Origin of the sequence: Endozoicomonas sp. ISHI1, assembly GCF_024606225.1 — a bacterium.
Taxonomy (GTDB): domain Bacteria; phylum Pseudomonadota; class Gammaproteobacteria; order Pseudomonadales; family Endozoicomonadaceae; genus Endozoicomonas_A.
Genome location: NZ_JAGRPU010000043.1, coordinates 21,527 through 46,073, shown reverse-complemented (window position 1 = coordinate 46,073; position 24,547 = coordinate 21,527). Strand labels below are relative to the sequence as shown.

At 49.2% G+C, this 24,547-nt stretch carries 16 protein-coding genes and 4 pseudogenes; 17 read left to right on the top strand and 3 right to left on the bottom strand.

What is annotated here, in order from left to right; genetic code table 11:
• The 14 genes and pseudogenes from KBW69_RS19805 to KBW69_RS19765 all read left to right on the top strand — a co-directional run.
• Nucleotides 1-1,505, top strand: a 1,505-nt coding sequence (locus tag KBW69_RS19805) for a C2H2-type zinc finger protein (protein WP_257281996.1), incomplete at its 5' end; no start/stop codon positions are given.
• A 46-nt stretch (nt 1,506-1,551) separates the two neighbouring features.
• Nucleotides 1,552-1,737 (top strand): annotated as a pseudogene (locus KBW69_RS23945) (transposase); the annotation flags it as partial.
• Between the two features lie 132 nt (nt 1,738-1,869).
• Complete coding sequence (locus tag KBW69_RS19800) at nt 1,870-3,732, top strand: C2H2-type zinc finger protein (protein ID WP_257281995.1); 1,863 nt, start codon at nt 1,870-1,872, stop codon at nt 3,730-3,732.
• Between the two features lie 46 nt (nt 3,733-3,778).
• Nucleotides 3,779-3,964, top strand: a pseudogene (locus tag KBW69_RS23940) (transposase); the annotation flags it as partial.
• Between the two features lie 132 nt (nt 3,965-4,096).
• Nucleotides 4,097-5,863 carry a C2H2-type zinc finger protein gene (locus KBW69_RS19795; RefSeq protein ID WP_257281993.1) on the top strand — a complete coding sequence of 589 codons (1,767 nt, stop codon included), beginning with the start codon at nt 4,097-4,099 and terminating at the stop codon, nt 5,861-5,863.
• 46 nt (nt 5,864-5,909) lie between these two features.
• A pseudogene (locus KBW69_RS23935) lies at nt 5,910-6,095 on the top strand (transposase); the annotation flags it as partial.
• A gap of 132 nt (nt 6,096-6,227) precedes the next feature.
• Complete coding sequence (locus KBW69_RS19790; protein ID WP_257281992.1) at nt 6,228-8,804, top strand: C2H2-type zinc finger protein; 2,577 nt, start codon at nt 6,228-6,230, stop codon at nt 8,802-8,804.
• 46 nt (nt 8,805-8,850) lie between these two features.
• Nucleotides 8,851-9,036: pseudogene (locus KBW69_RS23930) on the top strand (transposase); the annotation flags it as partial.
• 132 nt (nt 9,037-9,168) lie between these two features.
• The gene (locus KBW69_RS19785) at nt 9,169-11,517 is read left to right on the top strand and encodes a C2H2-type zinc finger protein (protein WP_257281991.1); all 2,349 of its coding nucleotides are present in this window, start codon (nt 9,169-9,171) and stop codon (nt 11,515-11,517) included.
• Between the two features lie 236 nt (nt 11,518-11,753).
• A complete protein-coding gene (locus KBW69_RS19780) occupies nt 11,754-13,697 on the top strand; it encodes a C2H2-type zinc finger protein (RefSeq protein ID WP_257281989.1) in 1,944 nt (647 codons plus the stop codon).
• Entirely contained in the window at nt 13,675-13,857 is a 183-nt protein-coding gene (locus tag KBW69_RS23925; protein WP_373690722.1) for a transposase, read from the top strand. The genes KBW69_RS19780 and KBW69_RS23925 overlap by 23 nt, the downstream gene beginning before the upstream one ends.
• 19 nt (nt 13,858-13,876) lie before the next feature.
• The gene (locus KBW69_RS19775) at nt 13,877-15,577 is read left to right on the top strand and encodes a C2H2-type zinc finger protein (protein ID WP_257281988.1); all 1,701 of its coding nucleotides are present in this window, start codon (nt 13,877-13,879) and stop codon (nt 15,575-15,577) included.
• Between the two features lie 179 nt (nt 15,578-15,756).
• Nucleotides 15,757-17,292 (top strand): C2H2-type zinc finger protein, encoded by a 1,536-nt coding sequence (locus KBW69_RS19770; RefSeq protein WP_257281987.1) that lies wholly within the window; start codon nt 15,757-15,759, stop codon nt 17,290-17,292.
• 225 nt (nt 17,293-17,517) lie between these two features.
• The gene (locus tag KBW69_RS19765; RefSeq protein WP_257281986.1) at nt 17,518-18,846 is read left to right on the top strand and encodes a hypothetical protein; all 1,329 of its coding nucleotides are present in this window, start codon (nt 17,518-17,520) and stop codon (nt 18,844-18,846) included.
• A gap of 51 nt (nt 18,847-18,897) precedes the next feature.
• Here the strand turns inward: KBW69_RS19765 and KBW69_RS19760 are convergent, their stop codons facing one another.
• Both KBW69_RS19760 and KBW69_RS19755 read right to left on the bottom strand, forming a co-directional pair.
• Nucleotides 18,898-19,311, bottom strand: a complete 414-nt coding sequence (locus KBW69_RS19760) for a hypothetical protein (protein ID WP_257255421.1) — start codon at nt 19,309-19,311, stop codon at nt 18,898-18,900.
• A gap of 185 nt (nt 19,312-19,496) precedes the next feature.
• Nucleotides 19,497-19,850 carry a phage holin family protein gene (locus KBW69_RS19755; protein WP_257255422.1) on the bottom strand — a complete coding sequence of 118 codons (354 nt, stop codon included), beginning with the start codon at nt 19,848-19,850 and terminating at the stop codon, nt 19,497-19,499.
• A gap of 317 nt (nt 19,851-20,167) precedes the next feature.
• Here KBW69_RS19755 and KBW69_RS19750 point away from each other — a divergent pair, with 317 nt between their 5' ends.
• From KBW69_RS19750 to KBW69_RS19740, 3 genes are read left to right on the top strand one after another with little or no spacing between them, the layout of a single operon-like run.
• A complete protein-coding gene (locus KBW69_RS19750) occupies nt 20,168-20,977 on the top strand; it encodes a transporter substrate-binding domain-containing protein (protein ID WP_257255423.1) in 810 nt (269 codons plus the stop codon).
• A 39-nt stretch (nt 20,978-21,016) separates the two neighbouring features.
• Nucleotides 21,017-21,967 carry an amino acid ABC transporter permease gene (locus KBW69_RS19745; protein WP_257281985.1) on the top strand — a complete coding sequence of 317 codons (951 nt, stop codon included), beginning with the start codon at nt 21,017-21,019 and terminating at the stop codon, nt 21,965-21,967.
• A 4-nt stretch (nt 21,968-21,971) separates the two neighbouring features.
• On the top strand, nt 21,972-22,694 hold the full coding sequence (locus KBW69_RS19740) for an amino acid ABC transporter ATP-binding protein (RefSeq protein ID WP_368736459.1): 723 nt from the start codon (nt 21,972-21,974) through the stop codon (nt 22,692-22,694).
• Nucleotides 22,695-22,759: 65 nt separating this feature from the next.
• Here KBW69_RS19740 and KBW69_RS19735 read toward each other — a convergent pair whose 3' ends face one another.
• On the bottom strand, nt 22,760-24,511 hold the full coding sequence (locus KBW69_RS19735) for a hypothetical protein (RefSeq protein WP_257281984.1): 1,752 nt from the start codon (nt 24,509-24,511) through the stop codon (nt 22,760-22,762).
• Nucleotides 24,512-24,547: the final 36 nt, after the last annotated feature.

Genomic DNA, 24,547 nt, shown 5'->3' with positions numbered 1-24,547 from the left:
GTTTATATCACAGAGGAGAGCAAACCTGTCTTGAGTGCCAGAAGACCCTGTCAAACGCTCAAGCCCTTTCGAATCACAAAAGAAAAAATCACACCCCAGAGCAAATCTGTCCTGAGTGCCAGAAGACCTTGCCAAACGCTCAAGCCCTGTCGACTCACAAAAGAAAAGATCATACAGGAGAGCAAACCTGCCCTGAGTGCCTGAAGACCCTGTCAAACGCTCAAGCCCTGTCGAATCACAAAAGAAAAAATCACACCCCGGAGCAAATCTGTCCTGAGTGCCAGAAGACCCTGCCAAACGCTCAAGCCCTGTCAGAACACAAAAGAAAAGATCATACCGGAGAGCAAATCTGCCCTGAGTGCCAGAAGACTCTGCCAAACGCTCGGGCCCTGTCGGTTCACAAAAGTTTATATCACACCGGACAGCAAACCTGCTCTGAGTGCCAGAAGACCCTGCCAAGCGCTCAAGCCCTGTCAGATCACAAAAGAAAAGATCATACCGGAGAGCAAACCTGTCCTGAGTGCCAGAAGAACCTGCCAAACGCTCAAGCCCTGTCGGCTCACAAAAGAAAAGATCATAGCAGAGAGCAAACCTGCCCTGAGTGCCAGAAGACCCTGCCAAACGCTCAAGCCCTGTCGGCTCACAAAAGAAAAGATCACAGCGGAGAGCAAACCTGCCCTGAGTGCCAGAAGATCCTGCCAAACGCTCAAACCCTGTCGGCTCACAAAAGAAAAGATCACACCCCAGAGCAAACCTGCCTTGAGTGCCAGAAGATCCTGCCAAATGTTCAAGCCCTGTCGGTTCACAAAAGAAAAGATCACAGCGGAGAGCAAACCTGCCCTGAGTGCCAGAAGACCCTGACAAGCGCGAAAAGCCTGTCGGTTCACAAAAGTCGATATCACACCGGAGAGCAAACCTGCCCTGAGTGCCAGAAGATCCTGCCAAACGCTCAAGCCCTGTACAATCACAAAAGAAAAGATCACACCCCAGAGCAAACCTGCCTTGAGTGCCAGAAGATCCTGCCAAATGTTCAAGCCCTGTCGGTTCACAAAAGTCTATATCACACCGGAGAGCAAACCTGCCCTGAGTGCCAGAAGACCCTGTCAAACGCTCAAGCCCTGTCAGTTCACAAAAGAAAAGATCATACCGGAGAGCAAACCTGCCCTGATTGCCAGAAGACCCTGCCAAACGCTCAAGCCCTGTTGAATCACAAAAGAAAAGATCATACCGGAGAACAAACCTGCCCTGAGTGCCAGAAGACCCTGCCAAACGCGAAAGCCCTGTCGGCTCACAAAAGTCAATATCACAGCGGAGAGCAAACCTGCCCTGAGTGCCAGAAGACCCTGCCAAGTAATCAAGCCCTGTCGGCTCATAAAAGAAAAGATCACACCCCGGAACAAACCTGTCCTGAGTGCCAGAAGATCCTGCCAAACACTCAAGCCCTGTCGAATCATAAAAGGCAACACCGAAAACGAAAGCTTGATGATGCAAAGTCAAGTGATTGATTTCAGCTTGTCATAGGCTCAAGAGGGAAAGGAATTACAAACGTTTGGGCATGAGCTGAAGTGCAATGTTCACGTCCATCTGTCTATTACCCGGGGCAGGTTAACCGATGACAAAAAGACATGGAAGGACGTCTTCTTTAGCAAGCAGGTATTAATGCCCATGCGGCACCAGGAAACCACCAACTTGATGGGTTCGGGAATATTTTTTAATGGGCGTATGTCTTCGGTCTGAATTTGCAGGATTCATAAGATCCTTATCGTTTGATGAAACCTTCTGTCAGGCACGTACGCTCCTTATTCTCTGGTCTATCCTCACTGCTCCTATCCATAGAAAACAAAGGATAGAACCATTAAAAGTCTACTCTTGCACGTATTGGTCTTTGTGCCTTTTGTCTGTCCGGTTGAGCCGCAGACTTACCGTTTTATCGTTGAGGTTAACCAGAATGGGGCTTCGACAAGCCAGAATTTTTTTATCAAAACTGAGCCGTGCACATTATCTGCAATGCCAATGACCGATGGGAGGCCGATGCAAAACCAATCATCAAACATTACCCGCACAAACGGATATTCAGGGTCAGGCATACCAACCGATGACAAACCCTGTAGACGAAACAAACTTCAGATCATCACTTTGATGCACGGAACGGGAGGAGGGAACTATTCCCGGACAATGGAGCAAGAGGATCATGGTCAGTCATTCAATAGACATTCAGAAAAATCGCATTATCTATACGACAACAGCCATAATGATAAAAACTCGGGCCAGCCCACCGACGCCCGACATAGCCTTGACGAAAATTGTCATGAACAGCCCTGTTGTCATCGACAAGGACGCTGTATCTTCGCTCCCTCTACAAGTATCCAGTGTCGTTCAACCTCAGACGACTCTTTCGCTTGGAGAACAGATGACTATTTGCAAACGGGCGATCAGGAATCTGGCTCGGTAAGCCATCCCGCTGAAGGTCCGACAGTCATCTCAGGAGCTGACAGCACAACCGGTCCATCATTAACATTAAATCCACCTCCTGCGAAAAAACAAAGGAAGGCAGGCTCCAAAAAATACCGATGTGATCACCCCGGCTGTGAAAAATCACTTGGCTTTCGAGGCTTATTGAACTCTCACAAAAGAAAAGAGCACACTCCAGAGCAAACCTGCCCTGAGTGCCAGAAGACCCTGCCAAACACTCAAGTCCTGTCGGCCTACAAAAGAAAAGATCACACCCCAGAGCAAACCTGCCTCGAGTGCCAGAAGATCCTGCCAAACGCTCAAGCCCTGTCAGATCACAAAAGAAAAGATCACACCCCAGAGCAAACCTGCCCTGAGTGCCAGAAGATCCTGCCAAACGCGAAAGCCCTGTCCGAACACAAAAGTCGATATCACACTGGGGAGCAAACCTGCCCTGAGTGCCAGAAGATCCTGCCAAACGCGAGAGCCCTGTCGGCTCACAAAAGAAAAGATCATACAGGAGAGCAAACCTGCCCTGAGTGCCAGAAGACCCTGTTAAACGCTCAAGCCCTGTCGTATCACAAAAGTCAATATCATACAGGAGAGCAAACCTGCCCCAAGTGCCAGATGGCCCTGCCAAACAATAAAGCCCTGTCGGTTCACAAAAGAAAAGAGCACACCTCAGAGCAAACCTGCCCTGAGTGCCAGAAGACCCTGCCAGACACTAAAGCCCTGTCGGCTCACAAAAGAAAAGATCACACCCCAGAGCAAACCTGCCCTGACTGCCAGAAGACCCTGCCAAACGCGAAAGCCTTGTCGGATCACAAAAGAAAAGATCACAGCGGAGAGCAAACTTGCCCGGAGTGCCAGAAGAGCCTGCCAAACGCCAAATCCCTGTCGACTCACAAAAGAAAAGAGCATACCGGAGAACAAAACTGCCCTGAGTGCCAGAAGATCCTGCCAAATGCTCAAGCCCTGTCGACTCACAAAAGAAAAGAGCATACCGGAGAACAAAACTGCCCTGAGTGCCAGAAGACCCTGCCAAATGCTCAAGCCCTGTCGACTCACAAAAGAAAAGACCACACCCCAGAGCAAACCTGCCCTGAGTGCCAGAAGACCCTGTCAAACGCTCAAGCCCTGTCGCTTCACAAAAGTCGATATCACACCGGAGAGCAAACCTGCCCTGAGTGCCAGAAGAATTTGCCAAACGCTCAAGCCCTGTCGAATCATAAAAGGCAACACCGAAAACGAAAGCTTGATGATGCAAAGTCAAGTGATTGATTTCTGCTTGTCATAGGCTCAAGAGGGAAAGGAATTACAAACGTTTGGGCATGAGCTGAAGTGCAATGTTCACGTCCATCTGTCTATTACCCGGGGCAGATTAACCGATGACAAAAAGACATGGAAGGACGTCTTCTTTAGCAAGCAGGTCTTAATGCCCATGTGGCACCAGGAAATCACCAACTTGATGGGTTCGGGAATATTTTTTAATGGGCGTATGTCTTCGGTCTGAATTTGCAGGATTCATAAGATCCTTATCGTTTGATGAAACCTTCTGTCAGGCAGGCACGCTCCTTATTCTCTGGTCTATCCTCACTGCTCCTATCCATAGAAAACAAAGGATAGAACCATTAAAAGTCTACTCTTGCACGTATTGGTCTTTGTGCCTTTTGTCTGTCCGGTTGAGCCGCAGACTTACCGTTTTATCGTTGAGGTTAACCAGAATGGGGTTTCGACAAGCCAGAATTTTTTTATAAAAACTGAGCCGTGCACATTATCTGCAATGCCAATGACCGATGGGAGGCCGATGCAAAACCAACCATCAAACATTACCCGCACAAACGGATATTCAGGGTCAGGCATACCAACCGATGACAAACCCTGTAGACGAAACAAACTTCAGATCATCACTTTGATGCACGGAACGGGAGGAGGGAACTATGCCCGGACAACGGGGCAAGAGGATCATGGTCAGTCATTCAATAGACATTCAGAGAAATCGCATTATCTATACGACAACAGCCATAATGATAAAAACTCGGGCCAGCCCACCGACGCCCGACATAGCCTTGACGAAAATTGTCATGAACAGCCCTGTTGTCATCGACAAGGACGCTGTATCTTCGCTCCCTCCAAAAGTAGCCGGTATCGTTCGACCTCAGATGAATCTTTCGCTTGCAGAACAGATCTCTGTCTGGAATTGGGCTCGGTAAGCCATCCTGCTGAAGCTCGGACAGTTGTCTCAGACGCTGACAGCACAACCGGTCCATCATTAACATTAAATCCACCTCCTGCTCAAAAACAAAGGAAGACAGGCTCCAAAAAATACCGATGTGATCACCCCGGCTGTGAAAAAACACTTGGCTCTCAAGCCTCATTGAGCACTCACAAAAGGCAATATCACACCAGAGAGCAAACCTGCCCTGAGTGCCAGAAGACTCTGCCAAACGCTCACGCCCTGTCGGTTCACAAAAGAAAAGATCACAGCGGAGAGCAATCCTGCCCTGAGTGCCAGAAGACCCTGCCAAACGCTCAAGCCCTGTCGGTTCACAAAAGTCTATATCACACCGGAGAGCAAACCTGCCCTGAGTGCCAGAAGACCCTGCCAAACGCTCAAGCCCTGTCTGATCATAAAAGAAAAGATCATACCGGAGAGCAGACCTGTCCTGAGTGCCAGAAGACCCTGCCAAACGCTCAAGCCCTGTCGGCTCACAAAAGAAAAGATCACAGCGGAGAGCAAGCCTGCCCTGAGTGCCAGAAGACCCTGCCAAACGCTCAAGCCCTGTACAATCACAAAAGAAAACATCACACCCCAGAGCAAACCTGCCTTGAGTGCCAGAAGATCCTGTCAAATGCTCAAGCCCTGTCGGTTCACAAAAGAAAAGACCACACCCCAGAGCAAACCTGCCCTGAGTGCCAGAAGATCCTGTCAAATGCTCAAGCCCTGTCGCTTCACAAAAGTCGATATCACACCGGAGAGCAAACCTGCCCTGAGTGCCAAAAGACTCTGTCAAACGCTCAAGCCCTGTCAGTTCACAAAAGAAAAGATCATACCGGAGAGCAAACCTGCCCTGATTGCCAGAAGACCCTGCCAAATGCTCAAGCCCTGTCAGATCACAAAAGAAAAGATCATACCGGAGAACGAACCTGCCCTGAGTGCCAGAAGACCCTGCCAAACGCGAAAGCCCTTGCGGCTCACAAAAGTCAATATCACAGCGGAGAGCAAACCTGCCCTGAGTGCCAGAAGACTCTGCCAAACGCTCACGCCCTGTCGAATCACAAAAGAAAAGATCACACCTCGGAACAAACCTGTCCTGAGTGCCAGAAGATCCTGCCAAACACTCAAGCCCTGTCGAATCATAAAAGGCAACACCGAAAACGAAAGCTTGATGATGCAAAGTCAAGTGATTGATTTCTGCTTGTCATAGGCTCAAGAGAGAAAGGAATTACAAACGTTTGGGCATGAGCTGAAATGCAATGTTCACGTCCATCTGTCTATTACCCGGGGCAGGTTAACCGATGACAAAAAGACATGGAAGGACGTCTTCTTTAGCAAGCAGGTCTTAATGCCCATGCGGCACCAGGAAATCACCAACTTGATAAGTTTGGGAATATTTTTTAATGGGCGTATGTCTTCGGTCTGAATCTGCAGGATTCATAAGATCCTTATCGTTTGATGAAACCTTCTGTCAGGCAGACACGCCCCTTATTCTCTGGTCTATCCTCACTGCTCCTATCCATAGAAAACAAAGGATAGAACCATTAAAAGTCTACTCTTGCACGTATTGGTCTTTGTGCCTTTTGTCTGTCCGGTTGAGCCGCAGACTTACCGTTTTATCGTTGAGGTTAACCAGAATGGGGCTTCGACAAGCCAGAATTTTTTTATAAAAACTGAGCCGTGCACATTATCTGCAATGCCAATGACCGATGGGAGGCCGATGCAAAACCAACCATCAAACATTACCCGCACAAACGGATATTCAGGGTCAGGCATACCAACCGATGACAAACCCTGTAGACGAAACAAACTTCAGATCATCACTTTGATGTACGGAACGGGAGGAGGTAACTATTCCCGGACAACGGGGCAAGAGGATCATGGTCAGTCATTCAATAGACATTCAGAAAAATCGCATTTTCTATACGACAATGAACATAATGATGAAAATTCGGGTCAGCCCACCGACTCCCGGCATAGCCTTGACGAAAATTGCCATGAACAGCCCTGTTGTCATCGACAAGGACGCTGTATCTTTGCTCCCTCTACAAGTATCCAGTGTCGTTCAACCTCAGACGACTCTTTCGCTTGCGGAACAGATCTCTGTCTGAAAACGGGCTCGGTAAGCCATCCTGCTGAAGCTCGGACAGTTGTCTCAGACGCTGACAGCACAACCGGTCCATCATTAACATTAAATCCACCTCCTGCTAAAAAACAAAGGAAGACAGGCTCCAAAAAATACCGATGTGATCACCCCGGCTGTGAAAAAACACTTGGCTCTCAAGCCTCATTGAGCACTCACAAGAGGCAATATCACACCAGAGAGCAAACCTGCCCTGAGTGCCAGAAGACCCTGCCAAACGCGAAAGCCCTGTCCGAACACAAAAGTCGATATCACACCGGAGAGCAAGCCTGCCCTGAGTGCCAGAAGACCCTGTTAAACGCTCAAACCCTGTCGTATCACAAAAGTCAATATCATACCGGAGAGCAAACCTGCCCCGAGTGCCAGATGGCCCTGCCAAACAATAAAGCCCTGTCGGTTCACAAAAGAAAAGAGCACACCTCAGAGCAAACCTGCCCTGAGTGCCAGAAGACCCTGCCAGACACTAAAGCCCTGTCGGCTCACAAAAGAAAAGATCACACCCCAGAGCAAACCTGCCCTGAATGCCAGAAGACCCTGCCAAACGCTCAAGCCCTGTCGGCTCACAAAAGTCAATATCACACCGGTGAGCAAACCTGCCCTGAGTGCCAGAAGACCCTGCCAAACGCGAAAACCCTGTCGGCTCACAAAAGAAAAGATCACAGCGGAGAGAAAACCTGTCCTAAGTGCCAGAAGACCCTGCCAGACCCTCAAGCTCTGTCAGAGCATAAAAGAAAAGCTCATACCGGAGAGCAAACCTGCCCTGAGTGCCAGAAGACCCTGCCAAACGTGAAAGCCCTGTCGGATCACAAAAGAAAATATCATACCCCAGAGCAAACCTGCCCTGATTGCCAGAAGACCCTGCCAAACGCGCAAGCCCTGTCGGCTCACAAAAGAAAAGATCACAGCGGAAAGCAAACCTGCCCTGAGTGCCAGAAGATCCTGCCAAACGCTCAAGCCCTGTCGCATCACAAAAGAAAAGATCACAGCGGACAGCAAACCTGCCCCGGGTGCCTGAAGACCCTGCCAAACGCTCAAGCCCTGTCGGCTCACAAAAGAAAAGATCATAGCGGAGAGCAAACCTGCCGTGAGTGCCAGAAGACCCTGCCAAGCGCTCAAGCCCTGTCAGATCACAAAAGAAAAGACCATACCGGAGAGCAAACCTGCCCTGATTGCCAGAAGACCCTGCCAAACGCGAAAGCCCTGTCGGATCACAAAAGAAAAGATCACAGCGGAGAGCAAACCTGCCCTGATTGCCAGAAGACCCTGCCAAACGCTCAAGCCCTGTCAGATCACAAAAGAAAAGATCATACCGGAGAGCAAACCTGCCCTGAGTGCCAGAAGATCCTGCCAAACGCTCAAGCCCTGTCGATTCACAAAAGAAAAGATCACAGCGGAGAGCAAACCTGCCCTGAGTGCCAGAAGACCCTGCCAAACGTTCAAGCCCTGTCGGCTCACAAAAGAAAAGATCACAGCGTAGAGCAAACCTGCCCTGAGTGCCAGAAGACCCTGCCAAACGCGAAAGCCCTGTCGGATCACAAAAGAAAAGATCACAGCGGAGAGCAAACCTGCCCTGAGTGCCAGAAGACCCTGCCAAACGCGAAAGCCCTGTCGGATCACAAAAGAAAAGATCACAGCGGAGAGCAAACCTGCCCTGAGTGCCAGAAGACCCTGTCAAATGCTCAAGTCCTGTCGGCTCACAAAAGTCAATATCACACCGGACAGCAAACCTGCCCTAAGTGCCAGAAGACCCTGCCAAACGCGAAAGCTCTGACGAATCACAAAAGAAAAGATCACACCCCAGAGCAAAACTGCCCTGAGTGCCAGAAGACCCTGCCAAACGCTCAAGTCCTGTCGAATCACAAAAGAAAAGATCACACCCCGGAACAAACCTGCCCTGAGTGCCAGAAGACCCTGCCAAACGCTCAAGCCCTGTCGAATCATAAAAGGCAACACCGAAAACGAAAGCTTGATGATGCAAAGTCAAGTGATTGATTTCTGCTTGTCATAGGCTCAAGAGGGAAAGGAATTACAAACGTTTGGGCATGAGCTGAAGTGCAATGTTCACGTCCATCTGTCTATTACCTGGGGCAGGTTAACCGATGACAAAAAGACATGGAAGGACGTCTTCTTTAGCAAGCAGGTCTTAATGCCCATGTGGCACCAGGAAATCACCAACTTGATGGGTTCGGGAATATTTTTTAATGGGCATATGTCTTCGGTCTGAATTTGCAGGATTCATAAGATCCTTATCGTTTGATGAAACCTTCTGTCAGGCAGGCACGCTCCTTATTCTCTGGTCTATCCTCACTGCTCCTATCCATAGAAAACAAAGGATAGAACCATTAAAAGTCTACTCTTGCACGTATTGGTCTTTGTGCCTTTTGTCTGTCCGGTTGAGCCGCAGACTTACCGTTTTATCGTTGAGGTTAACCAGAATGGGGTTTCGACAAGCCAGAATTTTTTTATAAAAACTGAGCCGTGCACATTATCTGCAATGCCAATGACCGATGGGAGGCCGATGCAAAACCAACCATCAAACATTACCCGCACAAACGGATATTCAGGGTCAGGCATACCAACCGATGACAAACCCTGTAGACGAAACAAACTTCAGATCATCACTTTGATGCACGGAACGGGAGGAGGGAACTATTCCCGGACAATGGAGCAAGAGGATCATGGTCAGTCATTCAATAGACATTCAGAGAAATCGCATTATCTATACGACAACAGCCATAATGATAAAAACTCGGGCCAGCCCACCGACGCCCGACATAGCCTTGACGAAAATTGTCATGAACAGCCCTGTTGTCATCGACAAGGACGCTGTATCTTTGCTCCTTCTGCAAGTATCCAGTGTCGTTCAACCTCAGACGACTCTTTCGCTTGGAGAACCAAGGTCTATTTGGAAACGGGCGATCAGGAATCTGGCTCGGTAAGCCATCCTGCTGAAGGTCCGACAGTCATCTCAGGCGCTGACAGCACAACCGGTCCATCATTAACATTAAATCCGCCTCCTGCGAAAAAACAAAGGAAGGCAGGCTCCAAAAAATACCGATGTGATCACCCCGGCTGTGAAAAATCACTTGGCTCTCAAGCCTCATTGAAGACTCACAAAAATCAATATCACACCGGAGAGCCAACCTGCCCTGAGTGCCAGAAGACTCTGCCAAACGCGATAGCCCTGTGGAATCACAAAAGAAAAAAACACACCCCGGAACAAACCTGCCCTGAGTGCCAGAAGCCCCTGCCAGACGCGAAAGCCCTGACGGATCACAAAAGAAAAGATCATACCGGAGAGCAAACCTGTCCTGAGTGCCAGAAGACCCTGCCAAACGCCAAAGCCCTGTCGGTTCACAAAAGTTTATATCACACCGGAGAGCAAACCTGCCCTGAGTGCCAGAAGACCCTGCCAAACGCGAAAGCCCTGTCCGAACACAAAAGTCGATATCACACCGGAGAGCACGCCTGCCCTGAGTGCCAGAAGATCCTACTAAACGCGAGAGCCCTGTCGGCTCACAAAAGAAAAGATCACACCTCAGTGCAAGCCTGCCCTGAGTGCCAGAAGACCCTGTTAAACGCTCAAGCCCTGTCGTATCACAAAAGTCAATATCATACCGGAGAGCAAACCTGCCCCGAGTGCCAGATGGTCCTGCCAAACAATAAAGCCCTGTCGGTTCACAAAAGAAAAGAGCACACCTCAGAGCAAACCTGCCCTGAGTGCCAGAAGACTTTGCCAGACACTAAAGCCCTGTCGGCACACAAAAGAAAAGATCACACCCCAGAGCAAACCTGCCCTGAATGCCAGAAGACCCTGCCAAACGCTCAAGCCCTGTCGGCTCACAAAAGTCAATATCACACCGGAGAGCAAACCTGCCCTGAGTGCCAGAAGACCCTGCCAAACGCTCAAGCCCTGTCAGAACACAAAAGAAAATATCATACCCCAGAGCAAATCTGCCCTGAGTGCCAGAAGACTCTGCCAAACGCTCGGGCCCTGTCGGTTCACAAAAGTTTATATCACACCGGAAAGCAAACCTGCCCTGAGTGCCAGAAGACCCTGCCAAGCGCTCAAGCCATGTCAGATCACAAAAGAAAAGATCATACCCCAGAGCAAACCTGCCCTGATTGCCAGAAGACCCTGCCAAACGCTCAAGCCCTGTCGGCTCACAAAAGTTTATATCACACCGGAGAGCAAACCTGCCCTGAGTGCCAGAAGATCCTGCCAAACGCTCAAGCCCTGTCGCATCACAAAAGAAAAGATCACAGCGGAGAGCAAACCTGCCCTGATTGCCAGAAGACCCTGCCAAACGCGAAAGCCTTGTCGGATCACAAAAGAAAAGATCACAGCGGAGAGCAAACCTGCCCTGAGTGCCAGAAGACCCTGCCAAACGCTCAAGCCCTGTTGAATCACAAAAGAAAAGATCATACCGGAGAACAAACCTGCCCTGAGTGCCAGAAGACCCTGCCAAATGCTCAAGCACTGACGACTCACAAAAGTCAATATCACACTGGAGAGCAAACCTGCCCTGAGTGCCAGAAGACTCTGCCAAACGCTCAAGCCCTGTCGGTTCACAAAAGAAAAGATCATACAGGAGAGCAAACCTGCCCTGAGTGCCAGAAGAGCCTGTCAAACGCGAAATCCTTGTCGGATCACAAAAGGCAACACCGAAAACGAAAGTTTTATGATGCACAGTCAAGTGATTGATTTCTGCTTGTCATAGGCTCAGGAGGGCAAGCTGATCTTTGATGGCCATGTGGCACTACGAAATCATCAACCTGCTTTGACTGTGCCATGAAAGGCTCGCCCCTGGCAGGCATGTTTGCTATGGATGGGAGAATCCATGAACCACTCTGTTTTAGTTTATTGCCCCTTATTCTCTCGTCTATCCTCACTGCTCCTATCCATAGAAAACAAAGGATAGAACCATTAAAAGTCTACTCTTGCACGTATTGGTCTTTGTGCCTTTTGTCTGTCCGGTTGAGCCGCAGACTTACCGTTTTATCGTTGAGGTTAACCAGAATGGGGCTTCGACAAGCCAGAATTTTTTTATAAAAACTGAGCCGGGCACATTATCTGCGATGCCAATGACCGATGGGAGGCCGATGCAAAACCAACTATCAAACATTACCCGCACAAACGGATATTCAGGGTCAGGCATACCAACCGATGACAAACCCTGTAGACGAAACAAACTTCAGATCATCACTTTGATGCACGGAACGGGAGGAGGTAACTATTCCCGGACAACGGGGCAAGAGGATCATGGTCAGTCATTCAATAGACATTCAGAGAAATCGCATTATCTATACGACAACAGCCATAATGATGAAAATTCGGGCCAGCCCACCGACGCCCGACATAGCCTTGACAAAAATTGTCATGAACAGCCCTGTTGTCAGCGACAAGGACGCTGTATCTTTGCTCCCTCCACAAGTATCCGGTGTCGTTCAACCTCAGATGACTCTTTCGCTTGCAGAACAGATGGCTATTTGCAAACGGGCGATCAGGAATTGGGCTCGGTAAGTCATCCTGCTGAAGCTCAGACAGTTGTCTCAGACGCTGACAGCACAACCGGTCCATCATTAACATTAAATCCACCTCCTGCTAAAAAACAAAGGAAGACAGGCTCCAAAAAATACCGATGTGATCACCCCGGCTGTGAAAAAACACTTGGCTCTCAAGCCTCATTGAGCACTCACAAAAGGCAATATCACACCGGAGAGCAAACCTGTCCTGAGTGCCAGAAGACTCTGCCAAACGCGATAGCCCTGTGGAATCACAAAAGTAAAAAACACACCCCGGAACAAACCTGCCCTGAGTGCCAGAAGCCCCTGCCAGACGCGAAAGCCCTGACGGATCACAAAAGAAAAGATCATACCGGAGAGCAAGCCTGCCCTGAGTGCCAGAAGACCCTGCCAAACGCCAAAGCCCTGTCGGTTCACAAAAGTTTATATCACACCGGAGAGCAAACCTGCCCTAAGTGCCAGAAGACTCTGCCAAACTCTCAAGCCCTGTCGGATCATAAAAGAAAGGATCACACCCCGGAGCAAACCTGCCCTGAGTGCCAAAAGCCCCTGCCAAACGCGAAAGCCCTGTCGGCTCACAGAAGCCAATATCACACCGGAGAGCAAACCTGCCCTAAGTGCCAGAAGACCCTGCCAAACGCTCAAGCCCTGACGTCTCACAAAAGAAAAGATCACACTGGAGAGCAAACCTGCCCTGAGTGCCAGAAGACCCTGCCAAACACGAAAGCCCTGTCGGCTCACAAAAGTCAATATCACAGAGGAGAGCAAACCTGCCCTGAATGCCAGAAGACCCTGCCAAACGTAAAAGCCCTGTCGAATCATAAAAGTCAATATCACAGAGGAGAGCAAACCTGCCCTGAATGCCAGAAGACCCTGCCAAACGCAAAAGCCCTGTCGAATCATAAAAGTCAATATCACAGCGGAGAGCAAACCTGCCCTGAGTGCCAGAAGACCCTGCCAAACGCTCCAGCCCTGTCGGCTCACAAAAGTCAATATCACACCGGAGAGCAAACCTGCCCTGAGTGCGAGAAGACCTTGCCAAACGCGAAAGCCCTGTCGGATCACAAAAGTCAATATCATACCGGAGAGCGAACCTGCTCTGCGTGCCAGAAGACCCTGCGAAACGCTCAAGCCCTGAAAGCTCACAAAAGAAAATATCACACTGTAGAGCGAACCTGCCCTGAGTGCCAGAAGACCTTGCCAAACGCGAAAGCCCTGTCGGATCACAAAAGTCAATATCATACCGGAGAGCGAACCTGCTCTGCGTGCCAGAAGACCCTGCCAAACGTTCAAGCCCTGTCGGATCACAGAAGGCAACACCGAAAACGAAAGCTTGATGACGCAAAGTCAAGTGATTGATGCCTGCTTGTCACAGGCTCAGAGGAGAAGGGCACTGCACACGTTCGGTTATGATCTCAATCGCAATGTTCACGCCCATCGGTCTATCACCTGCGGCGGGTTAACAGATGACAAATCTCGTCTATCCTCACTGCTCCTATCCGCAGAAAACAGAGGATAGAACCATTAAAAGCCTACTCTTGCACGTATTGGTCTTTGTACCTTTTGTCTGCCCGGTTGAGCCGCAGTCCTATCGTTTTATCGTTGAGGTTAACCAGAATAGGGCTTCGACCAGCCATAGTTTTTCTATAAACACTGAGCCGGGCACATTATCTGCGATGCCAATGAACGATGGGAGGCCGGTGCAAAACGAACCATCACACATTACCCGCGCAAACGGATATTCAGGGCCACGCACGCCTTGCGATGACAAACCCTGTCGGCGAAACAAATTTCAGATTATCACTTTGATGTACGGAACGGGCGGCGGCAACTATTCCCGGATAACGGGGCCAGAGGATCATGGTCAGTCATTCAGTGGGCATTCAGAAAAATCGCATTATCTATACGACAACGAACATAATGATGAAAATTCGGGCCGACCTACTGACTCCCGACATAGCCTTGACGAAAGTTGCTATGAACAGCCCTGTTGTCATCGACAAGGACGCTGTATCTTCGCTCCCTCTAGAAGTATTCAGTGTCGTTCAACCTCAGACGACTCTTTCGTTTGCAGAACAGATGTCTGTTTGCAAACAGGCGATCAGGAATCTGGCTTGGTAAGCCATCCTGAAGAAACTTCAACAGTGGTCTCGGGAGCTGACAGCACAATCGGCCCATCATTAACATCAAATCCACCTCCTGCGAAAAAACAAAGGAAGGCAGGCTCCAAAAAATACCGATGTGATCACCCCGGCTGTGAAAAATTACTTGGCTCTCAGGGCTCATTGAGATCTCACAAAAGTCAATATCACACTGGAGAGCAAAGCTGCCCTCAGTGCCAGAAAACCCTGCCAAACGCTCAAGCCCTGTCGGTTCACAAAAGAAAATATCATACGCCAGAGCAAACCTGCCCTGAGTGCCAGAAGATCCTGCCAAACGCTCAAGCGCTGTCGACTCACAAAAGAAAAGATCACACTGGGGAGCAAACCTGCCCTGAGTGCCAGAAGACCCTGCCAAACGCTCCAGCGCTGTCGCATCATAAAAGAAAAGAGCACACCCCAGAGCAAACCTGCGCTGAGTGCCAGAAGATCCTGCCAAACACTGAAGCCCTGTCGGATCACAAAAGAAAGTACCACACCCCAGAGCAAACCTGCCCTGAGTGCCAGAAGACCCTGCCAAACGCGAGAGCACTGTTGGTTCACAAAAGAAAAGATCACACCCCGGAGCAAACCTGTCCTGAGTGTCAGAAGACCCAGCCGAACACTCAAGCCCTGTCGGTTCACAAAAGTCTATATCACACCGGGGAGAAAACCTGCCCTGAGTGCCAGAAAATCCTGCCAAATGCGAATGCCCTGTCAGATCATAAAAGAAAAGATCATACCGGAGAGCAAACCTGCCCTGAATGCCAGAAGACTCTGCCAAACGCTCCGGCCCTGTCGGTTCACAGAAGTAAATATCACACCGGAGAGCAAACCTGCCCTGAGTGCCAGAAGACCCTGCCAAATGCTCAAGCCCTGACGTCTCACAAAAGAAGAGATCACACTGGAGAGCAAATCTGCCCCGAGTGCCAGAAGACCCTGCCAAACGCGAAAGCCCTGTCGAATCACAACAGTCAACATCATAGCGGAGAGCAAACCTGCCCTGAGTGCCGGAAGATCCTGCCAAATGCGAGAGCCCTGTCGGATCACAGAAGGCAACACCGAAAACGAAAGCTTGATGATGTACAGTCAAGTGATTGATGTCTTCTTGTCACAGGCTGAAGAGAGAAAGGTACTGCATACGTCTGGGCATGATCTGAAGTGCAATGTATATGTCCATCTGTTTATCACCTGCGGCGGGTTAACCGATGACAAATCTCGTCTATCCTCATTGCTCCTGGCCATAGAAAACAAAGGATAGAACCATTAAAAGTCTACTCTTGCACGTATTGGTGTTTGTGCCTTTCATCTGCCCGGTTGAGCCGCAGGCTTACCATTTTATCGTTGAGGTTAACCAGAATGGGGTTTCGACAAGCCAGAGTTTTTCTGTAAAAAACGAGCCGGGCACATTATCTGCGATGCCAATGACCGATTGGGGGCCGATGCAAAACGAACCATCACACATTACCTGCACAAACGGATATCCAGAGTCGGGCTCACCGCCTGATGACAAACACTGTAGGCGAAATAAATTTCAGATCATCACTTTGATGAACGGAGCGGGCGGCGGTAACTATTCCCGGACAACGGAGCCAGAAGATCATGGTCAGTCATTCAATAGTCATTCAGAAAAATCGTATTATCTATACGACAACGACCATAATGATGAAAATTCAGGTCGGCCCACGGACTCCCGACATAGCCTTGATGAAAATTGCCATGAACAGCCCTGTTGTCATCGACGAGGACGCTGTATCTTCGCTCCATCAACAACTATCCGGTGTTCAACCTCAGACGACTCTTTCGCTTGCAGAGCAGATGTCTATTGGCAAACAGGCGATCAGGAATCTGGCCCGGTAAGCCATCCTGCCGGAGCTCCGGCAGTTGTCTCGGGAGCTGACAGTACAACCGGTCCATCATTAAAATTTAATCCGCCTTCTGCGAAAAAACAAAGAAAGGCAGGCTCCAAAAAATACCGATGTGATCACCCCGGCTGTGAAAAATCATTTAGCTCTCAAGCCTCACGGACTACTCACAAAAGTAAATATCACACCGGAAAGCGAAACTGCCCTGAGTGCCAGAAGACCCTGCCCAACGTTCAAGCTCTGTCGAATCACAAGAGAAAAGATCACACCCCAGAGCAAACCTGCTCTGAGTGCCAGAAGATCCTGCCAAACGTTCAAGCCCTGACGGCTCACAAAAGTCAATATCACACCGGAGGGCGGATCTGTCCTGAGTGCCAGAAGATCCTGCCAAACATTCAAGCCCTGTCGGATCACAAAAGAAAAGATCACACCCCAGAGCAAACTTGCCCTGAGTGCCAGAAGATCCTGCCAAACGCTCAAGCTCTGTCGGCTCACAGAAGAAAAGATCACACCCCAGAGCAAACCTGCCCTGAGTGCCAGAAGACCCTGCCAAATGCTAAAGCGCTATCGAATCACAAAAGAAAAGATCACACCCCGGAGCAAACCTGTCCTGAGTGCCAGAAGATCCTGCCAAACGTTCAAGCCTTGTCGGTTCACAAAAGTCAATATCACACCGGAGAGCAAACCTGCCCTGAGTGCCAGAAGACCCTGCCAAACGCTCAAGCCCTGTCGGTTCACAAAAGAAAAGATCACACCCCGGAGCAAACCTGCTCTGAGTGCCAGAAGACCCTGCCAAACGCTCAAGCCCTGTCGGTTCACAGAAGTCAATATCACACCCCGGAGCAAACCTGCCCTGAGTGCCAGAAGATCCTGCCCAACTTGAAAGCCCTGGCGGATCACAGAAGGCAACAACGAAAACGAAAGCTTTGTAATGTACAGTCAAGTGATTGATTTCTGCTTGTCACAGGCTCAGAAGGGCAAGGCAGTGCACACGTCTGTGCGTGATCTGAAGTACAAGATTCCTACAGATCCAGCACGGTGAGACTCATTTCATATCGGAGAGTACTGGTCATATTGAAAAGTACCTCATTGGCAGAGTGAAACTCAGCAACTATATTCACAGTCTCATTAAAATAATTAATCTGTCTTATGGTGTACAGAGCCTTAAGGATATTGATGTTCCTGCCACTGGCCACACTGGTTTGGTGGGGCCCTGCTCAGGCTGCAATGGACGAAAAGCCGGGTGTGTCTTTTTGTCATGAAACTCTGTTGCTGATTTTTCTGAATCCCTTGCTCAATGCCTATCTGCCTGCTGATTCCAGCCTGAAGCTAAAAGCGGTCCAGACCAGGGACTCAAGCTTTGTTGACAGGGCTTCTGAACCGGTTGAGGCTAATAGTCTGATCTCTCTTTACAGCATCCTGCCAGGAATTTTGCAGTGGGGTGTCGCTGTAAGCCGAATCGGTGAAATGAGCAGATCTACCGATAGCGGACTGGGTCATGAAGAAGACGATGACGGTATGGAAGAGGACGCTTCTCAGTCAGTTATGCCTGTTTCGACTGGGGGGGATGATCACAATGAGAATAATGGCGATGAGCGCAAGGATAAGTCTGAAGATAAAAAGAATCCTTGTCTGTGTTGGCATTGTCAGAAAAACGGGGTCTCCTGGCAATACTCCTGTTGTCGCAGAGGTCTCTGTGAAGACTGTTATCAGCGCTTTGGAGCCTCACCTGCCAAGTGTCCATGCTGTGGCAAGAAAAGAAGGCCCGGAATTCACTGTAATCTGTGTCCTGTTGATTATGAGGCGATGGAACTCGATCAGCAGGGTGTCAGGGAACATCTTACTGCGCAGCATCTGCAACAGCGATGCGTAGGCGTTGTCAATGAATTTTGCCATCATTGTAATCATACGGAAGTATTACAACTTCCTCTGCAACAACTCCTGAATACTCTGTCATCACACTGTTATGCTTTCTGTTTCGAATCCTGTTTTACTATTTTGACAGCAGAGACAGACAACACCGCTCATTTTGAGGCCTCACATCGGGAGCGGGCCGGATGTCCGTTATTTGAATGCCCATTTAATGAGTCTGACGACATCCGGCCTACTGCTTCGCATATGAATGAACATTTGCAATACAGATGTGGTTTTTGTTTTGAGACCATCAGTAACCAGCAAGCCCTGCAAACCCATCTGGCTACTCATATTGATTCATATCGATGCGGCTCCTGTCTGGGTGATGAGGGGGAGGGGTCCCTGCTTCGGTTGATTCTGATGGGAGGCCGTCTTCAACAGTTCGGGAATGCGAATTTTACGGTTGATCTGCCACTGGGGTCGCAACAAGAACTGATTAATCACTGGGCGTTTTTCCACTGTCAGATCAGCTGCCCGCTATGCTCTCACACTCTGCAAGGTTGTGATAATGTGAGCATGCAGGAGCATATCGATAGTGTCTGCTCAAGAGTCGATTGCCTCTCCGGCCCGGAACAGAAGCGGGAGCTCTAATCTTGACGACGAGTTTCAGGATGATCCAGACGGTTAATCAGACACTGTTGCCTACCTCACCATTCCAATAAACTGCAATACAGCTCCATTAGGATGGTGTATATATTGAAGCCCGGTAAATCCCTGTGTCTGAAAAGTATTCTTCATGCGGTTCACTATCGGGTAACGCACCTTGGTCAGCAACTTGCCGGAAAGTTTGTCGTAGAAAAGAATATCCAGTCTCTGCATACTCTGTTGAACGGATACTCTGAAAGCTGGAAATTCATTGAACTCCATAGGTTGATTTCGAGAAGAGGGGTTCAGCATCAGTGGCAGCGTGACCGCATATCCCCTGGTACCCGGATCTTCCTGAAAATAAAAGTTCAAAGCCGCTTCCTGTGCGTTGGTCTGGGTCAGTGGCAAAATGAGCAGGACGAAGAAGCTGGCCAGTCCCAGAGTGATCCTTTTCATCAGGGTTCCTTTCATCAGAGTCTCTGCAAATATGTCTCGACAGCAAGGTAGAAAACATAAGGTGCGCCGTTCTACATATATGGTCAGATGGGCATAAGTGCCTGTTCTGAATCTTTGAATCCACCATGTCGAATAATGATGTATTAGTCTGCAGGAAATAATCTTAATCAGAAACAGGCCCGGGACCTGCTCCTTCTGTTTTACAGCGCCATTACGCCCGGTATGAGAAAGAGCAATGCTGCATTGACGATAGAAAGAACAATGCTCATGATCAGCGCCCAGCCAAAGTTTTTAATGTTGAAACTGTCCATAAAGTAATCAACGATCATCAGCATCAGGGCATTCAGTACCAAAGAAAATAAACCCAGAGTCAGGATGGTGATGGGCAGCGTCAGGAAAAACAGAATCGGTTTGACAAAGGTATTGACCACTGTCAGCAGGATCGATACCAGCAGCGCACTGCCATAATTTTCAATGTCTACACCTTTGAGGATTCTGGCGGTGATGAAAACAGCCAGACCGTTGATGAGGAAGTACAGAATCAGACTCAGCATGGCAGACACTCTCCAGATGGCTTCAACGTTTTGTGCACTTTATACCATCCTGAAGTCAAAGGTAGAAAAACAAGTGGTCGTTGCTCCACACTTTAGCGAACTTCTCAGTTCAGTATTAAATAGCACTAAAGTACTGTTCAAATCGACTTGTATATGTAAAATACCCGAGTCTTGTAGGCAAATGAAATGACCTTCTGTTGAAGGCCGAATAAAACGATAAAAAGCGAGATACTGTTCTGCTTTGGCAGCCTATTTCACATTATAAAAACTGGTAGTGACTGAGTTCCGGGCAAACCGGAACCCTGGAGTGAAAAATAATGAAAAAAATAATGGTATTTCTGACGTTTATGCTGGCTTTTAGCACCAGCCTGTTTGCTGCTGATACAGAGCTTTGGCAAGAGTCTACCCTGAACGAAATCATTGAGCGCAAAACCCTGCGTGTTGGTATGGAAGCAGGCTACATGCCTTTTGAAATGACCAACAAACGTGGTGATATTGTTGGTTTTGATGTGGACATTGCCCGTCAGATGGCCAAAGCCATGGGCGTCGAGCTGGAACTGGTCAACACTGCATGGGATGGAATCATTCCTGCCCTGCTGACCGGCAAGTTTGACATCATTATGTCCGGCATGACCCTGACGCCACAACGTAACCTGCAGATCAACTTTGCCCAGCCTTACATTGTCGTAGGTCAAAGCATCCTGCTGCGTAAGGGCCTGGAAGGTGAAATCAAGAGCTACAAGGATCTGAATAACAAGAAGTACACCGTGGCTACCAAGCTGGGTACTACCGGTGAACAGGCAACCAAGCGTTACTTGAGTAAAGCCAGTATCCGTCTGTTTGAAACGGAAGCCGATGGTGCTCTGGAAGTCGCCAATGGCAAAGCAGATGCTTTCGTATACGACTTTCCATTCAATGCGATTTACTCCAGCCAGAATGAAGGCAAGCTGACTCATCTGGACACTGCCTTCACTCATGAGCCTCTGGCCTGGGGTATTCGTAAAGGAGATCCTGACTTCGAAAACTGGTTGAATAACTTTATGAGTCAAATCAAGGCCGATGGCACCTACGATAAGATTTATGCCAAGTGGTTCGAAAGCTCCGAATGGCAGAAGACTCTGAACTAAGTGCTGAGCAGTAAACCCGTAGCCGGCCGTCCGTTGCAAATGGAAAAACAGCCGAACCAGGTTCTGTGGAACCTGGTCTTCGGTGTGTTATTGCTGCTGATGGGCGTGGGTATCTACAAGTCAAGTCAGTCGATTGATTATATCTGGCGCTGGGAGCGCATTCCTCAATACGTCTTCTACAAGGCAGAAAATCCACTCAGAGCAGAATTCGACGGTACGGTTGCAACTAACGACAGTGGGCAACTGGTCCTGGTGAATGACTTTAATGACTCAGAGCAGACTGTTATTAAAGGATTTTCCGACGTTCAGGTTTATGACGGTGATCTGGTCTTTGAAGGCGATCTGCTGGCCGTCAGTTATGAATGGAAAGCCGGGCCCATAGCCAATGGTCTGGTGATGACCATCAAGCTGTCGCTGGTCTCCATTGTCTTTGCCATTCTCCTGGGGGTGATTTCAGGACTGGCGAGAATTTCTCCCAATCCGGCGTTGAGAAATCTCTCGATACTCTACGTCGAGGTCATTCGTGGCACCCCGCTGCTGGTGCAAATTTTCATTGTTTATTTCTTTATTGGCACGGTTCTTCATCTGGATCGTTTCACAGCGGGCGTTGCGGCGCTGTCGATTTTCACTGGTGCCTACATTGCAGAGATTATTCGAGCCGGTATTGAGTCGATCAATAAAGGTCAGATGGAAGCCGGACGCAGTCTTGGAATGAGCCGGGGTGATACCTTGCGATATATCATCCTGCCCCAGGCTTTCAAACGGGTTCTGCCACCGTTGGCCGGTCAGTTTATCAACTTGATCAAGGACTCTTCACTGGTTTCGGTTATTTCTCTGACTGATCTGACCAAAGCCGGTCGGGAAACGGTCAGCAGTACCTTCAGTCCCTTTGAAGTCTGGTTCACGGTTGCGGCACTTTACCTGGTGCTGACCGGTATCCTGTCGTATGTCGTCAGAAGGATGGAGGTGAAGTATGCCGCAAGAAGCTGACGCTATTATCACCGTGACAGATATTCACAAGGTCTACCCAAATGGTGTTCACGCCCTGAAGAATGTCAGTCAGACCATCAGGGAAGGGGAAGTGGTGGTCGTGGTTGGGCCCAGTGGTTCAGGCAAATCAACTTTTCTGCGTACCCTGAATCAGCTGGAAACTATCAATGCCGGTGAAATCGTTGTGGACGGAATCTCCCTGACCACTCCCGGAGATGTCAATAAACTGAGGGAAGAAGTGGGGATGGTCTTCCAGTCCTTCAACCTGTTTCCTCACCTGAGTGTACTGGACAATATCTGTCTGGCGCCCATGAAAGTTCGTGGTATCTCCAGAAACGATGCAGAAGACCGGGCAGTAGAGCTGCTGGCCAAAGTCGGCCTGTCTGACAAAGCCGGGAGTTTTCCACCTCAGTTATCGGGCGGTCAGCAGCAACGTGTAGCCATAGCTCGGGCATTAGCTATGCAGCCGAAGATCATGTTGTTTGATGAGCCGACTTCTGCACTGGACCCGGAAATGGTCGGTGAGGTTCTGGAAGTTATGAAACAACTGGCTCGTTCAGGTATGACCATGGTTGTGGTGACTCATGAAATGGGCTTTGCCCGCGAAGTAGCCGACCGGGTTCTGTTCATGGAGTCTGGTGAACTGTTAGAAGACAGTGTTCCTGATAGCTTCTTTGATAATCCAGACAGTGAACGCCTGCAGTCCTTTCTGAGTCAGGTGATTTAAGTCATAACCAGGTTTTGGAAGACATGGCTTTTTGGGTCAAAACCATGTCTTTCCTTGAAGCATGACTACCTGTGCGGGTAATGAAGAGCCAGTACTGATAAAGCACCCAGTGGCAGCCAGGCGGAAGCAACGATCCGACTTGATTCAGAGGACATGCATCTGCAGGTGCTCTTGCCATCAACCCAGCTTACCAGCGCATCTCTCCATGTGCCCCCCTGTTCATGGCAAACGGGAAGCTTGCTGTTTTGATGTGAATTACCCCCCGGGCACACATAGTAGTAGTATCTGGCGCAACCTTGCCAATTTTCATGGTTGCCAGAGCTATCCAGATGCGCTTGCCAAACAGTCTTGCCATTTTCATCGGTGTCAGGGGCGCATTCCTGACCCCAGGGTGATTCAGATTCACAGTCATCGCGGCTCTGGCACAGGGGTTCAACAACATTCAGTGTGTGCCACACAGCATCAACAAACCAGATGCGTTGGGTCTTCTGATCGACTTCGAGACCTGCAATCTGGCTTGCGGGTGTTTGAATACTGCCAATGTAGGTATGGTTTCCTGAAGTGTCCAGGCGAATAGCATGGATCTTTCCAGTATCAGAATCGCTGACAAACAGCTTACTATCAGAAATGACCAGACCGCTGGGACTTTTTAGTTCAAGTCCGGCGACACTGAGCTCAGTAAAGCGGGCGCCTGATATTTTGGAGTAAGCGGCGTATTTTTCACGCCATTCATCTCTGTGCTTTACATCACCTGCTACCGTCCCGCTATCAGTATCAAGAACGTTGATCACGCCTCCTGCAGGATTGGCCACGAACAGGTATCTGTCGAATCTGGCCATGTGTCCGGGAACAAGATTACGTCCCGTCTTTTTATACATGGTTGTATTTTCATACCGATAGAGATAGGCATAGCTATGCTCATGCCCACCATATCCATGGGTGCGGGTAATATTGGTGTACACAATACTTCCATATTTAGAGTCAGGGCCGACGTCCCATGACCAAAAACCGGCTTCCCGGCCTTCCCAGGTGATGCCCATTGAGAAGGGCTCTTGATGAACCATGTCGATGTGGGAACCATAAGGCTTTTCTTTAAGATTATCTGGAAAAAAATTATTGTTTTGAATAGCGAATGTTTTAAGGTTGTTTGCCCAAAGAGAAGGTCCCATAAAGTCCGAGCAGGTTCGCTGGGTGAAATACTCTCCCATAAAGGCAGATGCCGTATAATCATTACAGCTCCCACCTGTGGTAGCAAATGTTCCGGTCTTGCTTAAATTATGAACCTTCTGCCCTTTAAATTCGGGGACATCACCCAAGGTGGGTGAGCCACCAAAGGCGATATCTGTGGGTCGGTGCATGAAATGGCAGGAAGCCAGGTCGCGACGATGTTCAGGCTCGTATGAAGCCTTGACACCGGGACAGTAAAAGATGCTTATGCTGTCATCGGCACTGTTCAAGACAAAGAGCTGACCTCTTGCATTGGGGTTTTCTGCCACAGCGACAGGCTTGTTCAGGCTCCCGACTCTGGAACTTCCCCATTGGCGAATAGAAGGACCGAACCGGCCATTTTTCAGTTTGGGTCCGAACTCCGGTATACAATCGTTTGCAACATCTGAAGCGTTACAACGTTTATCGACAGGACAGCGACCATATCCGGCAGATGCCCCGTCGGGTTTAACAATGAGAGAACAATCAGCAAACTCAGATCTGGCCGGTGTCGCATTGATCAATAGTGACAGGGTCGCGAAGGTTAGAAAAAACAACAACCGTTGTGAAACTAAACCTGATTTTATAAGTTGAGGATTTATATAATTCATGAAGCACACTCCCGTTAAGAGGTTTGATCGCTAAGT